This window comes from Flavobacterium sedimenticola (assembly GCF_030053345.1).
GTDB lineage: Bacteria > Bacteroidota > Bacteroidia > Flavobacteriales > Flavobacteriaceae > Flavobacterium > Flavobacterium sedimenticola.
On sequence record NZ_JASGBP010000001.1, the window covers coordinates 172,714 to 190,153 of the forward strand.

Annotated in this window: 7 protein-coding genes; 5 read left to right on the forward strand and 2 right to left on the reverse strand. The window is 42.6% G+C overall.

What is annotated here, in order from left to right; all coding sequences use genetic code 11:
* Positions 1–9: 9 nt before the first annotated feature.
* Positions 10–6,852, reverse strand: a complete 6,843-nt coding sequence (locus QHT84_RS00720) for a fibronectin type III domain-containing protein (RefSeq protein WP_283237617.1) — start codon at positions 6,850–6,852, stop codon at positions 10–12.
* Between the two features lie 190 nt (positions 6,853–7,042).
* Here QHT84_RS00720 and hflX point away from each other — a divergent pair, with 190 nt between their 5' ends.
* Positions 7,043–8,263 (forward strand): GTPase HflX, encoded by a 1,221-nt coding sequence (gene hflX, locus QHT84_RS00725; RefSeq protein WP_283237618.1) that lies wholly within the window; start codon positions 7,043–7,045, stop codon positions 8,261–8,263.
* A gap of 3 nt (positions 8,264–8,266) precedes the next feature.
* On the opposite strand, the gene QHT84_RS00730 is transcribed toward hflX, so the two are convergent.
* The gene (locus tag QHT84_RS00730) at positions 8,267–9,049 is read right to left on the reverse strand and encodes a THC0290_0291 family protein (protein ID WP_283237619.1); all 783 of its coding nucleotides are present in this window, start codon (positions 9,047–9,049) and stop codon (positions 8,267–8,269) included.
* Between the two features lie 266 nt (positions 9,050–9,315).
* On the opposite strand from QHT84_RS00730, the gene gdhA reads away from it, so the two are divergent.
* From gdhA to ileS, 4 genes are all read left to right on the forward strand, one after another.
* Positions 9,316–10,659, forward strand: a complete 1,344-nt coding sequence (gdhA, locus tag QHT84_RS00735) for an NADP-specific glutamate dehydrogenase (RefSeq protein WP_283237620.1) — start codon at positions 9,316–9,318, stop codon at positions 10,657–10,659.
* A gap of 124 nt (positions 10,660–10,783) precedes the next feature.
* Entirely contained in the window at positions 10,784–13,072 is a 2,289-nt protein-coding gene (gene porZ, locus QHT84_RS00740) for a type IX secretion system anionic LPS delivery protein PorZ (RefSeq protein WP_321169561.1), read from the forward strand.
* Between the two features lie 59 nt (positions 13,073–13,131).
* A complete protein-coding gene (recO, locus tag QHT84_RS00745) occupies positions 13,132–13,845 on the forward strand; it encodes a DNA repair protein RecO (protein WP_283237622.1) in 714 nt (237 codons plus the stop codon).
* A gap of 181 nt (positions 13,846–14,026) precedes the next feature.
* Entirely contained in the window at positions 14,027–17,428 is a 3,402-nt protein-coding gene (ileS, locus tag QHT84_RS00750; protein WP_283237623.1) for an isoleucine--tRNA ligase, read from the forward strand.
* Positions 17,429–17,440: the final 12 nt, after the last annotated feature.

Here is a 17,440-nt window from a genome sequence, read left to right on the forward strand (position 1 = left end):
TAATTTGTCCTATTGTGCTCTGTTGATATAGATCCAACCGGTTTTAGTTTCACCGCCTTCTCTTTCTATCACGTAATAATAAGTTCCGTCAGGCAATTCATCTCCGCTGTCTGATTGACCTTTCCACTCGTTAATGTAATTGCCTTTACTGTATACTTTCATTCCGTAACGGTTAAAGATACTTAAATTCTTAACGTTGAATCCATTCAAATCAAAACTGTCATTTAAGCCGTCGTTATTGGCTGAAATCCCTTTTTGAATTACACACGTTATTGCATCCACTTCAATATTAGCAGTACTTGAACATCCATTATAGGTAACCGTAACTGTATACGTATCTGCTTCCGTTACCACTACACTTTGTGTAGTTCCGATGGTTGCCCCTGTACTATCCTCCCATAAGTAGGTAGCCTGAGCCGGATCAAACGATCCTTCAACCGGAGAAGCCGTAACAACAAAGCTAACACCCTCACAATTTCCGGAAGTACTTATTTGTATAGGACTCAACACCGTCACTGTCATAGTGGTGCTGTTGGCACATTGACCCGCATCAGGGTTGAACGTGTAAACTCCTGTAGCAGTAACATCAATTGTACTTGGCGACCAAGTTCCCGTAATTCCGTTTGTAGAAGTTGTTGGGAGTGAAGGAACTGTGGTAGCTCCGTTACACAATGGTGCTATTGCATTGAAAGTTGGCGTTATTTTCGGATTAACAGTTATGGTTAATGTGGCAGCTGAAGCACATTGACCGGCTGTTGGTGTAAAGGTATACGTAGTTGTTGCCGTATTATTTAAAGCAGGTGACCACGTTCCGTTGTACCCATTCAACGAAGTTGTTGGGAGTGCTGCTAGAACATCTCCTTCACATATCGCTGCTACCGGATCGAAGGTAGCTTGAATTGGTTGATTGACAGTTATTGTCAGAGTTCCCACATCGGCACATTGTCCGGCATTAGGGGTAAAGGTATAAACAGCAGTTTGCGTATTATCAACTGTCGACGGACTCCATGTTCCGGCATATCCTTCTAATGAAGTTGACGGTAAAGAAACTGCATCACCGTTACAAATAGTAATGGCATTAAATGTCGCCGGAATCTTTTGATTAACTGTTACAGTCAAAGAAGCTACAGCCGCACAGAAGCTAGGGTCCGGGATAAACACATACGTTGCCGTTTGTGTATTATCTACTGTTGATGGAACCCAAGTACCGGTAACTCCTTCAATAGAAGCAGCCGGTAAGGTAACTGCATCTCCGTTACAGATAGTAATCGGATTGAATGTTGTTGTTGTTTGACCGCCTATCGGATCAATTGTAACTGTAAATGGTAATGACAAACAACCGGTAACAACATCACGAACAATGATAGTGTGATCTCCTGATGTTAAACCACTGAAAATTGTACCTGATTGGAATGAACCGTTATCGATGCTGTACTCATAAATAGAACCTGATGGTAAAGCATACGTTCCGACATTGGTATAGTCTTCCGGATCAATAGCGGTCCAATCTGCCGCATTCCATGTTGTACTTGGTACAACCGCTGTATTATTTCTTCGGTACGTATATCCCGGCTGACTGCTTGGTGTAAATGCAACACCATCAATTCTACCCCAAATATCAATATCAACATTAGCAGTGGTAGACAACCTGATGTTATCATCTGTGTTCACACCCGTACAAGATGCGAAAACCAAGTTAGGCACTACACCTCCCAAATTAGTAGCACTACCAACAGCCACTACAAAAGTACTGTTGTTATTCAAGATACCGGACAATGCATTGTCACAAGAAGTGGTTACCGTTGACGAACCGTTATTGAACGTTCTTAACTTATAGTTACTCAAATCTACCGAAGCTCCTGTTCCGTTGAAAATTTCGATGTAAGTCAAGGCTCCTGAGTTAGCATCTGTTACTTCGGAAATGAATAAATTGGATGGTAAACCGGCTCCGGAAGATAATGGTGAGGTAACCTCCACGGTACCCGTAGGAGTAGCGCATGTTGGTTGAGTCACATTTACCGTTGGTGAAGGAGCAGTGTTTATAGTTACCGTGAAAGATTTTTCATTAGAACAACCTAAAGGACTCACGGCGTAAATATAAATTTGTTGGTTGGTTGTAATTAAATCCCCTGCATTCAATTGATTTCCTGTTCCGCCCGGAGCGTCATAATAATTTCCAACGGTTAATGCCGGTAAAGCATAACTGTTACAAACTTGAACTGATGCCGGTTGTGTAATGTTAGGTATCGCTTGAATCTCAACTTGTGCCGTAGGATTAGCTCCCATACAAACACTTGAGCCCGGCAATGAATACATAATAGTATAGTTTCCAGGAGAACTCAAACTCGGGCTAATAGCACCGGTATTGACATCAATGTATAAACCTGCACTCGGACTAACAGAATAAGTTCCTCCTGTTGTTCCTGATTGTGTCACATTATACACTGCTGTATCACTTTGACAGTAGGCCGGAGCACTGTATTGAATAGTTGCCGTAGACGGTGTTACTAAACTTATGGTAAAAGTATACTCTTTAGCCGGACAAGTTACAGTAGCTGCTACTGAATTAAGCACTACATAGTTACCTGGTGCACTCGCTTGTAAATCAATCTCACCGGTTGTGGTGTTAGCAAATACCAACCCTGTTGGTGTTCCCGGTAATAGAGAGAATACACCAGATACCGAACCTTGCGGGATTGTCGGAATAGGGTTTGCAACACTCGGATCAATACAATATGTCGGTGAAGAATACGCGAAGTCAGCATCCGGACAACATAACGTTTGACCTGATCCTGTGGTATTCGCGTTTGTTTGTGTTAATGTAATATAACCCGGTTGATTGGAGAAGTTTGTAATTAAAATGACATAAAACTGACCTGCAACCGCATTAGCAATATTAAAGTTTTCAGTTGGTGCAGCCGAATAACTACATCCTGTTGTCAAACCTGTTAAAGGAGCCTGACCACCCGCGATGGCGGCACAAACTTCAGCCTGAGAGTTAAATGGTCCCCAAGCCGCATAATCCACGTCAAGGTTTGGTGGGCCATTGGGAGTTGTCGACTGAGTCAACAAATAGTTAATTGGCCCTGAAGATACCACTTGAATGGTGAAGAAAGTAGGGTTTGGAGAGGTAAATAAACAACCTATCTGACCTAAACTAGTTACCCCGGTGGTATTTCCGTAATTTAATCCTTGCTGACTACAAATCGATGAACTGTTTGCACAAGTAGATGGCGTAGAAATACACAAGTTAAAATTAACAGTTTGCGGTGTTCCGGCATTAGAATAAACTCGAATGTAATACGTTGAGCCGACTGTTAAACCGTTTAACACTCCTGATAACGAACCTGCTGTACTACAGAATACTTGCGTTAGGGTACCACACTGTCCTGAATAAACAGCAAAATTTAAATTGGTTGTACTACCTACTACACTTTGTATAGAAGCATTCAAATAAGAATTTGTCGCAATGAATTGGAACCAAACATCATCGTCAGGAGTTCCCACACAAGGTGCTGCAATCGGTGGAGCAACAGAAGGAGTTGCACCCGTTAAAGTTCCCGATGCTATTTGTTGACAAACAGCGTCTGAATTAACCGGAACAAATATGGCTCCACTACACTCATCATTGATGATTAAAGTACTGAAGTTGAAACCGGTGGACCATGCACTTGTTCCCGAAGTAGGACAAATACCTCTAACATAGAATGTATATTGTGTACCTGGGGTTAAACCGGTAAACAACGTCGGATTTGTGGTAACAAGAGTACCCGTATCAGTTGGTAGAGGAACAGGAGACCCTTGAGGTACCACAATAATTTCCCATTGTGTTACAGATGTACTTGGCTCTGTCCATCCTAATAATGCTGATGTAGTCGTAACATTGGTTACAGTAAGATTAGTCGGTTTTTGACAGTTTGGCGCTGGACCACAAGTTACATTAGCAATCCATCCCGGATTATTTACCGAACCATCACTTCTGAATCTAAAGGTCAAACAACCATCATTACTGGTAGAGGTAAAAGGTCCCGGTAAGTTAGCACCCGTTAAATTACCCCAGAAAGAACCTGCTAAACCACCCGGAACAAACCCAGCACCGTTGGTACTGGCAATTTGAGGTGAAGCAATAGAGTTTCCGTCAAACACATACAATCCGTCAAAGTTTGATTCCGTGTTAAATGAAGTAAAGGTAACGGTTACCACTTGTCCTGGATTCGGACAAATCGTTACAGTTGAATCCGTTCCGTTGGCGTAGTTACCTGTAGGTCCTCCCGGATCTGTAAAGGTACCGCCACATACAGGAGGTGCTACTTGTGTAGTAGTCGAAGCAACCGGTGACCAGAAACTGATGTCAGTAGGTGTACACACACCTCTTACATAAAAATCATAACATGTATTTGGGGTTAATCCTGTTATCACAAAAGGATTGGTAGGCGCATCAATCCACCCGGTCGAGGCTGCCGTAGGAGCAGGCGATCCACATGGTTGAGCGATAATTTGCCAAGAAGTTGAAGGATTAACTGTATTCCAGTTTAATTGAACTGAGGTTGATAATACGTTAGAAGTGGTTACTGTTGTAGGTGGTGGACATGTTGGAACAGTAGAAAAAGCTACCGGTCCAGACCATAAACTTACACCGTCTACACCACAATTTCCTCTAACATAATATTCATAAGCCGTCCCCGGTGTTAAACCTCCTAACACAAATGGATTAGTAGGTGCCGGTGTCCATCCTGTTGTAGAAGCATTCGGAGCAGGTGATCCGGCAGGTAAAGCAATAACTTCCCAAGAAGTGGCAGTACCCGGACTCACCCAACCCAATTGAACTGTTGTGGTGGTCATATTGGTTGCAGTTAAAGTAACTGGTTGTTGACACGCCGGTGGCGGTGCACATGTAATGTTGGCCAACCAACCCGGATTGTTAACTGAACCGTCACTTCTAAATACAAAAGTCATACATCCATCTGCAGAAGTCGAGGTGAACGGCCCCGGTAAGTTGGCTCCGGTTAAATTCCCCCAATACGATCCGGCTAAACCTCCAGGAACGTTACCGGCACCATTGGCACTTGGTAACAATTGAGCCGGATTAACCGCATTTCCATTATACACATATAATCCATCCCAGTTGGCTTCCGTGTTGAAGAACGTAAAGGTAACGGTTACCTTTTCGCCCGGTATGGTCGGGCAAATGGTTGTTGTAATATTTTCTCCGTTGGCATAGTTTGCACCGGCACCCCCTGAATCCGCAAAATTTCCGCCACACTGTGGTGGTGCTACTTGCGTGGTAACTGTTCTTGGTCCGGTCCATAAACTTAAACCGTTGGATGTAGAGGTACAATTTCCTCTAACATATAAGTCATAACAGGTAGCAGGGTTTAATCCGGTAAACACATACGGATTCACAGTTGTAGGAATCCATCCTGTTGTAGTATCATTTGGCGCAGGTGAACCACATGGTAACGCTAAAACTTCCCAAGAGGTAGCGGCTCCGTTACTGGTCCAACCCAAAGTCACCGAGTTAGATGTCAAAGCCGTAGTTGTTAAACTACTCGGTTGCTGACAAGCTGGTGGTGGGGCACAGGTTACATTAGCAACCCATCCGGCACGTACTCCCGACCCATCACTTCGGAAAACAAACGTAAGACATCCGTCTGCTGTAGTAGAGGTAAAAGGTCCCGGCAAATTGGCTCCTGTTAAATTCCCCCAATACGAACCAGCTAAACCTCCCGGTACATTTCCGGCAGGGTTAGCACTTGGCAACAATGCCGAAGGAGTAACTGTGTTACCATTGTAAACATACAAACCGTCCCAGTTGGCCTCAGTATTAAACGATGTAAAAGTCACCGTTACTAATTCGCCCGGTACGGTTGGACATATAGTTGTGGTAATATTTTCGTTATTGGCATAATTTCCGGCAGTATTCCCCGAATCGACGAAATTACCTCCACAAACCGGAGGCGCTGCAGAAGTAGTAAATGTAGCAGAAGGCCCTACCCAGTCACTCGCGAACCCATTACTACACAAGGCACGCACATAGAAAGTATAAGCCGTGTTAGGATTCAAACCCGTCACAACGTACGGTAGCGGACCGCTGTAAACAGCGCCCACACCTGTAGGTGTTCCGGCTGCAGGTACCACTTCAATTTCCCATGAAGTAGCCCCACTTGGATTGGCCCAGTTAAGGGTGGCACCATTAGATAATACAGCCGAAAAAGTTAAATTGGTAGGCTCTAAACACTTTTGAATAATGTTTACATTATCAATCAACCAACGATCACCGTCTAATGTCGTTCCCGGCTGAGTATACACCTTAACAAAAGCGAGATATCCTTGTTGACCGGCAAGCGCACTGATGTCAACTACCTTTTCTTCATAAATATTAAATACAGCGGTCAAATCTGCCTCAGTCCATTGTTGCACTAAGTTGGTGTAAGCAGCAGGGCTTGTTTGAGAACCCGTTGAGGGCGCCCATTTGATTTGATAAATAGTTCCTTGATTCCCCGTGGTAAACATACGCGTAAAGAAACGCAACTGCCCGTTGGCAGGGATGGTAATCAAAGGTGTGGCCAAATAATCTTCCGAAGTGTTATTCTGCCCAATATTTTCACGATTGACATAAGCAGCATTTGTCCCTTGATAGACAATTGGCGGATTAGCTACGGTAGCGTTAATCCCCCATCTTTGATTGATGCCGACGCCGTTGTCAAAGACTGCCCAGTTTCCTGAACCTAAAGTCCAGTTTGTTGAAGGCAACCCATCCGGACCTGTTGTTGACTCGAACCCTTCCGAAAGCTGCGAATAGCCTGAAAAAGAGAAGAATAACAACAAAATTAGTAGTGTAATTTTTTTCATGAAATGAAAATTTTAGTTGTTTAATTGAGTTTTTTTGGATTTTGAGTTTCAAATTTAGTAAAATTTATGAAAAAAATAACATTTATATTTTTTTTGGCAAAATAATTGAACGTTTGGGTCAAATTATCATTAAATAATTATTACTGCTATTCGCTTTCAAATACGTATTTTTGTATTTCAAATCAAGACAATGTTAGAAAAAGAAACCATCAATTTTGAACGCACCGTCATTGTGGGTATTATCACCCAACATCAAAACGAAGACAAGCTTAACGAATACTTGGACGAACTGGAGTTTTTAACTTTTACAGCCGGTGGTGAAGTAATAAAAAGGTTTTCTCAAAAATTAGACAAGCCCAATCCGAAAACTTTTCTGGGGACCGGAAAAATAGATGAAATCAACCTTTACATTAAGGAGAACAATATTTCCACCGTAATATTTGATGACGAGTTATCGCCTTCTCAACAAAAAAACATTTCTAAAATATTGGATTGTAAAATATTAGACCGAACCAACCTCATTCTTGATATTTTCGCCCAAAGAGCCGAAACCTCTTATGCCAGAACTCAGGTAGAATTAGCCCAGTGCCAATATTTGTTGCCAAGATTATCGGGTATGTGGACCCACTTGGAACGTCAAAAAGGAGGAATCGGACTGCGCGGTCCGGGTGAGACTGAAATTGAAACTGACCGAAGAATTGTTCGGGACCGAATTGCATTACTCAAAGAAAAAATCCGAACCATCGACAGACAAATGTCGGTACAAAGAAGCAACAGAGGTGCCATGGTGAGAGTGGCTTTAGTGGGCTATACCAATGTCGGAAAATCAACCTTGATGAATGTCATCAGTAAAAGTGAAGTTTTCGTAGAAAACAAATTATTTGCAACACTTGATACTACTGTTCGAAAAGTGGTCATTAAAAACCTACCCTTCCTACTGTCGGACACTGTTGGTTTTATTCGAAAACTACCAACCCAGCTGATAGAGTCGTTTAAAAGCACCCTTGATGAAGTCCGCGAAGCCGATTTACTGTTGCATGTGGTTGACATTTCCCATCCCGATTTTGAAGACCACATTGAGTCGGTGAATCAAATTTTACAAGACATCAAGAGTAACAACAAACCAACTATAATGGTATTTAACAAGATTGACGCTTTCAAACACCAAATCATTGAAGCCGACGATTTAATTACCGAAAAAACTACAAAGCACTACACCTTGGAGGAATGGAAAACCACTTGGATGCACAATGTAGGAGAAAAAAATGCCTTATTTATCTCGGCAACTAACAAAGAAAACTTTGAAGAATTCAGGGAAAAAGTATACGAAGCTGTTAGGGAAATACATATTACGCGATTCCCATACAATAAATTCTTGTATCCTGATTATAAAGATGCGGTAGAAGAATAAATACTATTGTAAATAGTAAATGTAACCCACATTCAACCAAACATTCCAATCGTTTGCTCTGTTCTCTAAATATACTGCCGGGTCCGGATTCAATCCGTCTACCCAATTCGAGAAATAATATTGCCAACGAAGATCAATCATCAAGTCGGATAGTTCTGTAAGCTTGTAACGGGTTCCAACACTTCCCACTATTGACCAAACTGTCCCACCTTGATTGGTGGTAGCATTGTAGTATTTAATAGGAGTAGAAATTGGAGTGTTTAGCGGGCCTAAGGTAGAATACGCTTCCGGGTCATAAAAACTGAATTGTCCTCCCAAACTGATAAAGGGTGCCCAAGACCCCAGGGTAGCTGTAAAATCTCGAATACTCAACGGAAAATACTCCAACTGCATTCCGATGTTAGTCACCGCAGTACTCCCGCGCATGGCTCTTAATTGTTCTGCCATCAAAGAAGTTCTCTTTTTATCAACCCATCTCCCAAAGTGTTGCAACTCTGTTTTGTTGTATGACAACTCACTCCTCAACTTAAAGTGGTCATTAAAATAGGTTTCCGGAGTATAACAATTACATTCTGCTTTGTACGAAAAATTGAGGTAGTGAATCAGTCCGATACCATACCCGGTATTTCCGGCATTAGTTTCGAAATTGTGACGCTCACCGTAATCAGACTGAAATGCAACCGGCCCGATTATAGCACCGATTTCATGCGAAAAACCAAACTGAGCAAAAGTACTGCCGGCAAAAGCAAGAAACAGTACGGCAGTTAAGATAAATTTTTTGGGCATTTGCATACTAATAAGTTCAATTCTCGACAAATATATAAAAACATCATTCAGTTATAAAATAAAATAAAAATTTGTTCTAGGATATACGAAAAAAAGCAACAAAAGTTTTAAATCTCAGAATAAATTACAGCTTTCTTCAAATTTTCCTACCATTTTTATAAAAGTTCTGAGAATTTCAAAAAAAAGATACTCGCTTTTTTAATAAAATGTATATTTGTGCGTTTTCTACGAAAACGTTTTCTTAAATATTTAAACACTATAGTTTTATGTCACAGAGTATCAACGAATTTATTGAATTGGTTGCCCAAAGAAACGGTCATGAACCTGAATTTATGCAAGCAGTTAAGGAAGTTGCTGAAACTGTAATTCCCTTTATCGAACAAAATAAAAAATACCAAAACAAAATGCTTTTGGAGCGAATGGTGGAACCCGAAAGAGTCATCATGTTCCGTGTTTGCTGGATTGACGACAACGGTAACACTCAAGTGAACCGCGGGTACAGAATCCAAATGAATTCCGCCATCGGTCCTTACAAAGGCGGAATTCGTTTCCATCCTTCCGTAAACTTGAGCATCTTGAAATTCTTGGCCTTTGAACAAACTTTCAAAAATAGCTTAACCACATTGCCAATGGGTGGTGGTAAAGGTGGATCTGATTTTGATCCTAAAGGAAAATCAGACAACGAAATCATGAAATTCTGTCAAGCTTTCATGACCGAATTAGCCAAACACATCGGGGCAGATACCGATGTTCCTGCCGGAGACATTGGTGTAGGCGGAAGAGAAGTAGGTTATATGTTTGGTCAATACAAAAGACTACGTAACGAATTTACCGGAGTGTTAACCGGTAAAGGAATCACTTTTGGTGGTTCATTAATTCGTCCGGAAGCCACCGGCTATGGGGATGTGTATTTTGCCCAAAGCATGTTAGCTACCAAAGGCCAAAGCTTTGAAGGTAAAACCGTGGTAATCTCTGGATCCGGAAACGTAGCTCAATATGCTTGTGAAAAAGCCACTCAATTGGGCGGAAAAGTGGTTACCCTCTCTGATTCTTCTGGTTACATTTATGATGCTGATGGTATTGATGCCGAAAAATTAGCACATGTCATGGAGATTAAAAACGTAAACTACGGCAGAATTTCAGATTATGTAAAAAAATATCCTAACGCCACTTTTGTAGCCGGAAAACGTCCATGGGAAGTGAAATGTGATATCGCCTTGCCGTGTGCCACCCAAAATGAACTAAACGGTGAAGAGGCCAAAGCATTAGTAGCCAACGGCTGTATTTGTGTAGCCGAGGGTGCCAATATGCCTTCAACACCGGAAGCTATTGAAGTGTTCTTAAACGCTAAAATTTTATTTGCTCCGGGTAAAGCGTCTAATGCCGGTGGTGTAGCCACCTCCGGTTTGGAAATGTCACAAAACTCGTTGCGTTTAAGCTGGACGGCTGAAGAAGTTGACGAAAGATTAAAAGGCATTATGGCCAACATTCATGCTGCTTGTGTGAAATACGGAACCGACGCCAACGGATATACCGATTACGTAAAAGGAGCCAACATTGCCGGTTTTGTTAAAGTAGCCGACGCCATGTTAGCCCAAGGAATCGTATAATTTCATAAACAACCAACCAAAACAACCCTGAAAATGCCCTCATCCGTTGAGGGCATTTTTTATTTTGAAAATACCAAAAGCTTCTTTTTTGCGTTTATACTATATTTGTATCAAATTGCCCATGATGAAAAAGATTCTTTTCGGTGTATTGCTATTGTTTACTCAGCTGATTTTGTCGCAACAAAATCAAAACTGGAAAGGCTATTTTTCCTATAATCAAATCAAAGATTTATCCGAATCATCTACCAAAATTTACGCCGCTGCCGAAAACGCACTATTCACTAAGAACATTGCCTCCTCTAATATTCAAACCATCAATACCATTGACGGCCTCTCGGGAGAAACCATTACAGCACTATACCACAGCGATACTTTCAACAAAACTATGGTCGGCTACCAAAACGGACTGCTGATAATAATCAATGATGCTGATGGAAGTATGTTGAATGTAGTGGATATTATCAACAAAAACCTTCCGGCCAATATCAAAAGAGTGAACCACTTTATGGAACACGACGGCATTGTCTACATCTCCTGCGATTTTGGAATAGTGCAATACAAACTGAATACCTTAGAGTTTGGCGACACTTATTTTATAGGCCCTAACGGACTCGAAATAAAGGTGTATGAGACCACCGTATTGAACAACGAAATTTATGCGGTAACGCTAAATTACGGCATCCGAAAAGCCGACCTCAGCAATGCTAACCTGAACGATTTTGCCCAATGGCAGGTTTTTCATCCCGGTTTCTGGACCACTATGACTACTTTTAACAATCAAATCATGGCCACAAGCGCCGATAGTTATCTTTACAAATTCAACGGAACCAATCCGGTACAAGTCACCGGAATTGTTCAAAACGCCATCGACATCAGAGCGACCGCCAATCATTTAATTGTCACTACTCCAAACCATGTCTATGTCTTCGGAACGGGTTTAAACCAATTGGTTCATATTCAAACAACACAAATCACCGCTGTACCTGTGACTTTCACTTGTGGCGCGGTCATTAATGATCGTATTTATATAGGAACCAACGAAAACGGAATCGTAACCACTGGTATTTCCAATCCGGGCGCATTGGAATTCATCATGCCCGACGGTCCGATTCGGAACTATATGTTTGCCATCGATGCTTCCTCAAGCAATCTTTGGGCGTGCTATGGCGGCTATAGCATTACCTACAATCCGTTTACGTTTATCGGATTTTCCATCTCGCAATTCGGAGTGAGTAAATTCAATAGTACTTCGGGCTGGCTCAATATTCCATATGCCGACGTGTTAGGCGCACAGGCCATTTCTAAAATTACCGTCAATCCGAATAACGAGAACGAAGTCTATATGAGTTCGTATCAAAAAGGATTACTCAAAATCGAAAACGATGTCCCAACCCTATTATACGACCAGAACAACAGCGGGTTGGAATCGATTCCGAATGGTTCCGCCGTCAGAATCAACGGCACTGCTTATGACCGTTCGGGCAACTTGTGGGTCACCAACAGCATCATCAAAAACCAACTCAAGGTACTCCGAACCAGCGGACAATGGCAGTCATACAACATGGAAAATGTACTGGACAATTATAATTTGGCCAACATGAATAAAATACTGATTGATAAATCGGGAACCAAATGGATGGCGACCTACCTCGACGGTGTTATTGCCTTTAACGAATCGGCAAATGTGTTTAAAAAAATAACCGAAGGTGTAGATATGGGCAACCTACCGTCTAAAGACGTCCGAGCCATAGCCATCGACAACCGCAATCAGGTATGGATTGGCACCAACAAAGGACTTCGCGTGTTGCCCAGCACCAGCAGCTATAACGGCGATGATCAAATGGAAGCCAACCCGATTATCATACTCGAAGACGGCTTGGCGCAAGAGCTTTTATACGAACAATTCATCACCGATATCGCCGTAAACGGTTCCAATCAAAAATGGATTGGTACTGCCGACTCCGGCGTTTTTCTGTTTTCTGCTAACGGACAGGAAACCATTTACCATTTCACCAAAGACAATTCTCCGTTGCCCAGCAATGTAATCACCGACATCGATATTAATGCCACTACGGGCGAGGTTTTTTTTGCCACCGATAAAGGATTGGTTTCGTTTCAAGGCACCTCCACCAAACCGGCCGATGATTTGAAAGACGTATACGTATATCCTAACCCGGTGCGCCCCGATTTTGTGGGAACGGTTAAAATTGCCGGATTGGTTTCCAAAGCCAACATCAAAATCACCGATATCGAAGGCAACTTGGTCTATGAAACCACCTCCGAAGGCGGAACCATCGAATGGGATACCACAGCCTTTGGCAAATACAAGGTTTCCTCAGGGGTTTACATGATTTTTATTGCGGCCGAAGATGCCTCCGAAACCGCCGTTAAAAAAGTAATGATTGTTAGATAAAGGTTCTACGTTGTGTATTAAAAATAATGCACAACCTATAACGCACAACCTGTAACCTTATGCTGGTCAAAACCAAAGCCATCGTCATTTCGTCTCTTAAATATCAGGAAAAAAGCCTGATTGTGAAGTGTTTTACACTGAGCGACGGACTCAAAGGCTACTTCGTTCCCAGTGCGTTTTCCAGCAAAAAATCGAGCCAAAAAGCGGCCTATTTTCAACCGCTTACCCTACTCGAAATCGAAGCCCAACACAAAAACAAAGGCACTTTAGAGCATTTCAAAGAAATTAAATTGGCGGCGGCCTATCACACCCTCAATACCGATATTATCAAAAGCACCATCGCCCTTTTTTTGGCCGAAGTGCTCCACCACAGCATCCGCGAAGAGGAAAAAAACGAATCGCTTTTTTGGTTACTCGAAACGGCCCTCCTCTGGTTGGATACCCACGAAGAAACGGCTAATTTTCACCTGATTTTACTGCTGGAAATTACCAAATTCCTCGGGTTTTATCCCGATACGACCGAGAAGGAATACCCTTTTTTCGATACACAGGAAGGTCGTTTCACACCGCTTTCGGGTCGGCATTGCTTAACCGAACACGAAACCGTGTTGTTCCGAAAACTCATCGGACTCAAATTCGACAGTTCCCAAAAAGTATTCACCGGTGCCGAGCGTCAAATCCTGCTCAAAATCCTGCTCGACTACTATAGCCAACACCTCGACGGCTTCAAAAAACCCAAATCGCTCGAGGTTTTAAAGGAAGTTTTCGCCTGATTTTTATGGGCGTTCCCCTGTTTCGTTTAAAAAACGAAATCAGGGTCGCGTCTTTCGCTCCAATCTCCCGATTTCTCGGGAGGATTTTCGCTGCACCCGCTAACGTAAAAAAACACCCGACTTTTCTTGTAACTCGCAACAATTTAGTACTTTCGCAAACTGATTTAAGAAAACGACAAAAATGAGTACTAAGTTTACTGAATACAAAGGACTTGACCTACCCACTGTAGCCTCGGAAGTTCTTGATTTTTGGAAAAAAAATAACGTCTTTGAACAAAGCATCACTTCCCGTGAAGGTGCCACACCCTACGTGTTTTTCGAAGGACCACCTTCGGCAAACGGGTTACCGGGCATTCACCACGTTATGGCGCGGGCCATCAAAGATATTTTTTGTCGTTACAAAACCCAAAAAGGCTTTCAGGTAAAACGCAAAGCCGGCTGGGATACCCATGGCTTACCGGTCGAATTGGGTACCGAAAAAGAATTAGGCATTACCAAAGAAGATATCGGAAAAACCATTTCCATCGAAGAATACAACGAAGCGTGTAAACGCACCGTGATGCGTTACACTGACGTGTGGAACGACCTCACCGAAAAAATGGGCTACTGGGTCGACATGGAAGATCCGTACGTAACCTACAAATCCAAATACATGGAAAGTGTTTGGTGGTTGCTCAAACAAATCTACGACAAAGGACTGTTGTACAAAGGCTACACCATCCAACCCTATTCCCCCAAAGCCGGAACCGGTTTGTCTTCGCACGAAGTGAACCAACCGGGTAGTTACCGCGATGTCACCGATACCACCGTAGTGGCGCAATTCAAAACCAAACAAGACACCTTGCCAAGCTTCCTTCAGGGCTTCGGCGATATTCACATCTTGGCTTGGACGACCACACCATGGACCTTGCCAAGTAATACGGCTTTGACCGTCGGACCAAAGATTGAGTATGTTTTAGTGAAAACGTTCAACCAGTATACATTCGAACCGATTAATGTGATTTTGGCCAAAAACTTGGTCGGAAAACAATTTGGCGGTAAATATGCCATGGTCGAAAGCGAAGCCGATTTTGCTAATTACAAACCGGAGGACAAAAAAATCCCGTACCAAATTTTAGCCGAAACCAAAGGAGCTGATTTAGTCGGCATTCGTTACGAACAATTGATGCCATTGGTGTTGCCGTATCAAAACCCGGAAAATGCCTTCCGTGTGATTTCAGGCGATTTCGTGACCACCGAAGACGGAACCGGAATTGTGCACACCGCGCCTACTTTTGGTGCCGATGATGCCAAAGTGGCCAAAGAAGCCACTCCCGAAGTGCCGCCGATGTTGGTGTTGGACGAAAACGGAAATCCGGTACCGTTGGTTGATTTACAAGGTCGATTTATTCAAGGCTTAGGTGATTACTCGGGCAAATACGTTAAGAATGAATACTACGATGCCGGAACCGCTCCGGAGCGTTCGGTAGATGTGGAAATTGCCATCCAACTCAAAGAAGAAAATAAAGCATTTAAAGTAGAAAAATACGTGCACAGTTATCCGCACAGTTGGAGAACCGATGAACCGTTACTCTATTATCCGTTAGATTCTTGGTTTATCAAGGTCACTGATGTCAAAGAACGTATGTTTGACCTCAACGAAACCATCAACTGGAAACCCAAAGCCACCGGCGAAGGGCGTTTCGGCAATTGGTTGAAAAACGCCAACGACTGGAATTTGTCGCGTTCCCGTTATTGGGGTATTCCGTTACCGATTTGGAGAACCGAAGACAAACAAGAAGAAATCTGTATCGGTTCGGTAGAACAACTGTATCACGAAATTGAAAAAGCCATCGCGGCCGGTGTGGAAACTTCAAATCCGTTCCAAGGTTTTGAAATCGGAAACATGAGCGAAAGCAACTATGATTTGGTGGATTTACATAAAAATGTAGTCGATAACATCACGTTGATTTCGCCATCCGGCAAACCGATGAAGCGCGAAACCGATTTGATTGACGTTTGGTTTGACAGCGGTGCCATGCCTTATGCCCAATGGCATTATCCATTCGAAAACCAAGATAAAATTGACCAAAACAAAGACTTCCCGGCCGATTTCATCGCCGAAGGAGTCGACCAAACCCGTGGTTGGTTTTACACCTTACACGCCATCGGAACTTTAGTTTTTGATACTATTGCCTATAAAAATGTCGTTTCTAACGGTTTGGTTTTGGATAAAAACGGTCAAAAAATGTCCAAACGTTTGGGCAATGCTGTGGATCCTTTTGAAACCTTAAAAGAATACGGTCCCGATGCCACACGTTGGTACATGATATCAAACGCCAACCCATGGGACAACTTAAAATTTGACATCGAAGGTGTAGCGGAAGTACGTCGCAAGTTCTTCGGAACCCTGTACAACACCTATTCGTTCTTTGCCTTATATGCCAATATTGACAACTTTACCTATGCGGAAGCCGAAGTGCCGTTACACGAGCGTCCGGAGATTGACCGCTGGATTTTATCGGAATTGCATACCTTAATCAAAATCGTAGACGAAGCTTATGCCGATTACGAACCAACCAAAGCGGCCAGAGCCATAGCCGATTTCGTTCAGGAAAACCTGAGCAATTGGTACGTGCGTTTGTGCCGCAGAAGATTCTGGAAAGGCGAATACGGTACCGACAAAATTGCAGCCTATCAAACGCTGTATACTTGTTTACTAACCGTGGCCAAATTATCGGCACCGATTGCACCGTTCTTCTCCGATCAGCTGTACCGCGATTTGGTGAATGCCACTGGAAGCGAGGAATTTAGCAGTATTCACTTGGCGCAATTCCCGGTTTCGGTTGAAAACTTTGTTGATAAATCGCTCGAAAGCAAAATGATGAAAGCGCAAACGGTTTCTTCCTTGGTATTATCGCTTCGCAAAAAAGAGATGATAAAAGTGCGTCAACCGCTGCAAAGGGTTATGATTCCTGTACTTGACGCGCATCAGCGTGCTGAAATTGAAGCGGTTTCCGACCTCATTAAAGCGGAAGTAAACGTCAAAGAAATTGAACTCTTAGACGATGCTTCGGGGGTATTGGTAAAGCAAATTAAGCCCAATTTCAAAGCTTTGGGGCCGCGTTTCGGAAAAGACATGGGATTGATTTCCAAAGAGATACAAAATTTTACTCCCGAACAAATCAACGAATTAGACGCCAAAGGCGAGTTAACGCTTGTTATTTCAGGAAAAAGTATAATTTTATCATTAGAAGATGTAGAGATTTCTTCTCAAGATATTCCGGGTTGGTTGGTGGCCAACGCAAATGGCATAACTGTTGCGTTAGACATTACCTTAACCGAAGAATTGAAAAATGAAGGAATCGCGAGAGAATTGGTTAATCGTATCCAAAACATTAGAAAGGACAGCGGATTTGAAGTAACCGATAAGATTAAAGTGCAATTGCAATCCAACGAGATTTTAATAAAAGCCATACAACAAAACGAAAACTATATCAAATCAGAAACATTAACCGAAACCTTAGCCTTTGAGGACGCTTTAGCCAACGGCTCGGAAATTGAATTTGATGATATAAAAACCAAAATACTAATTTCTAAATAAGTAATGTAAGAT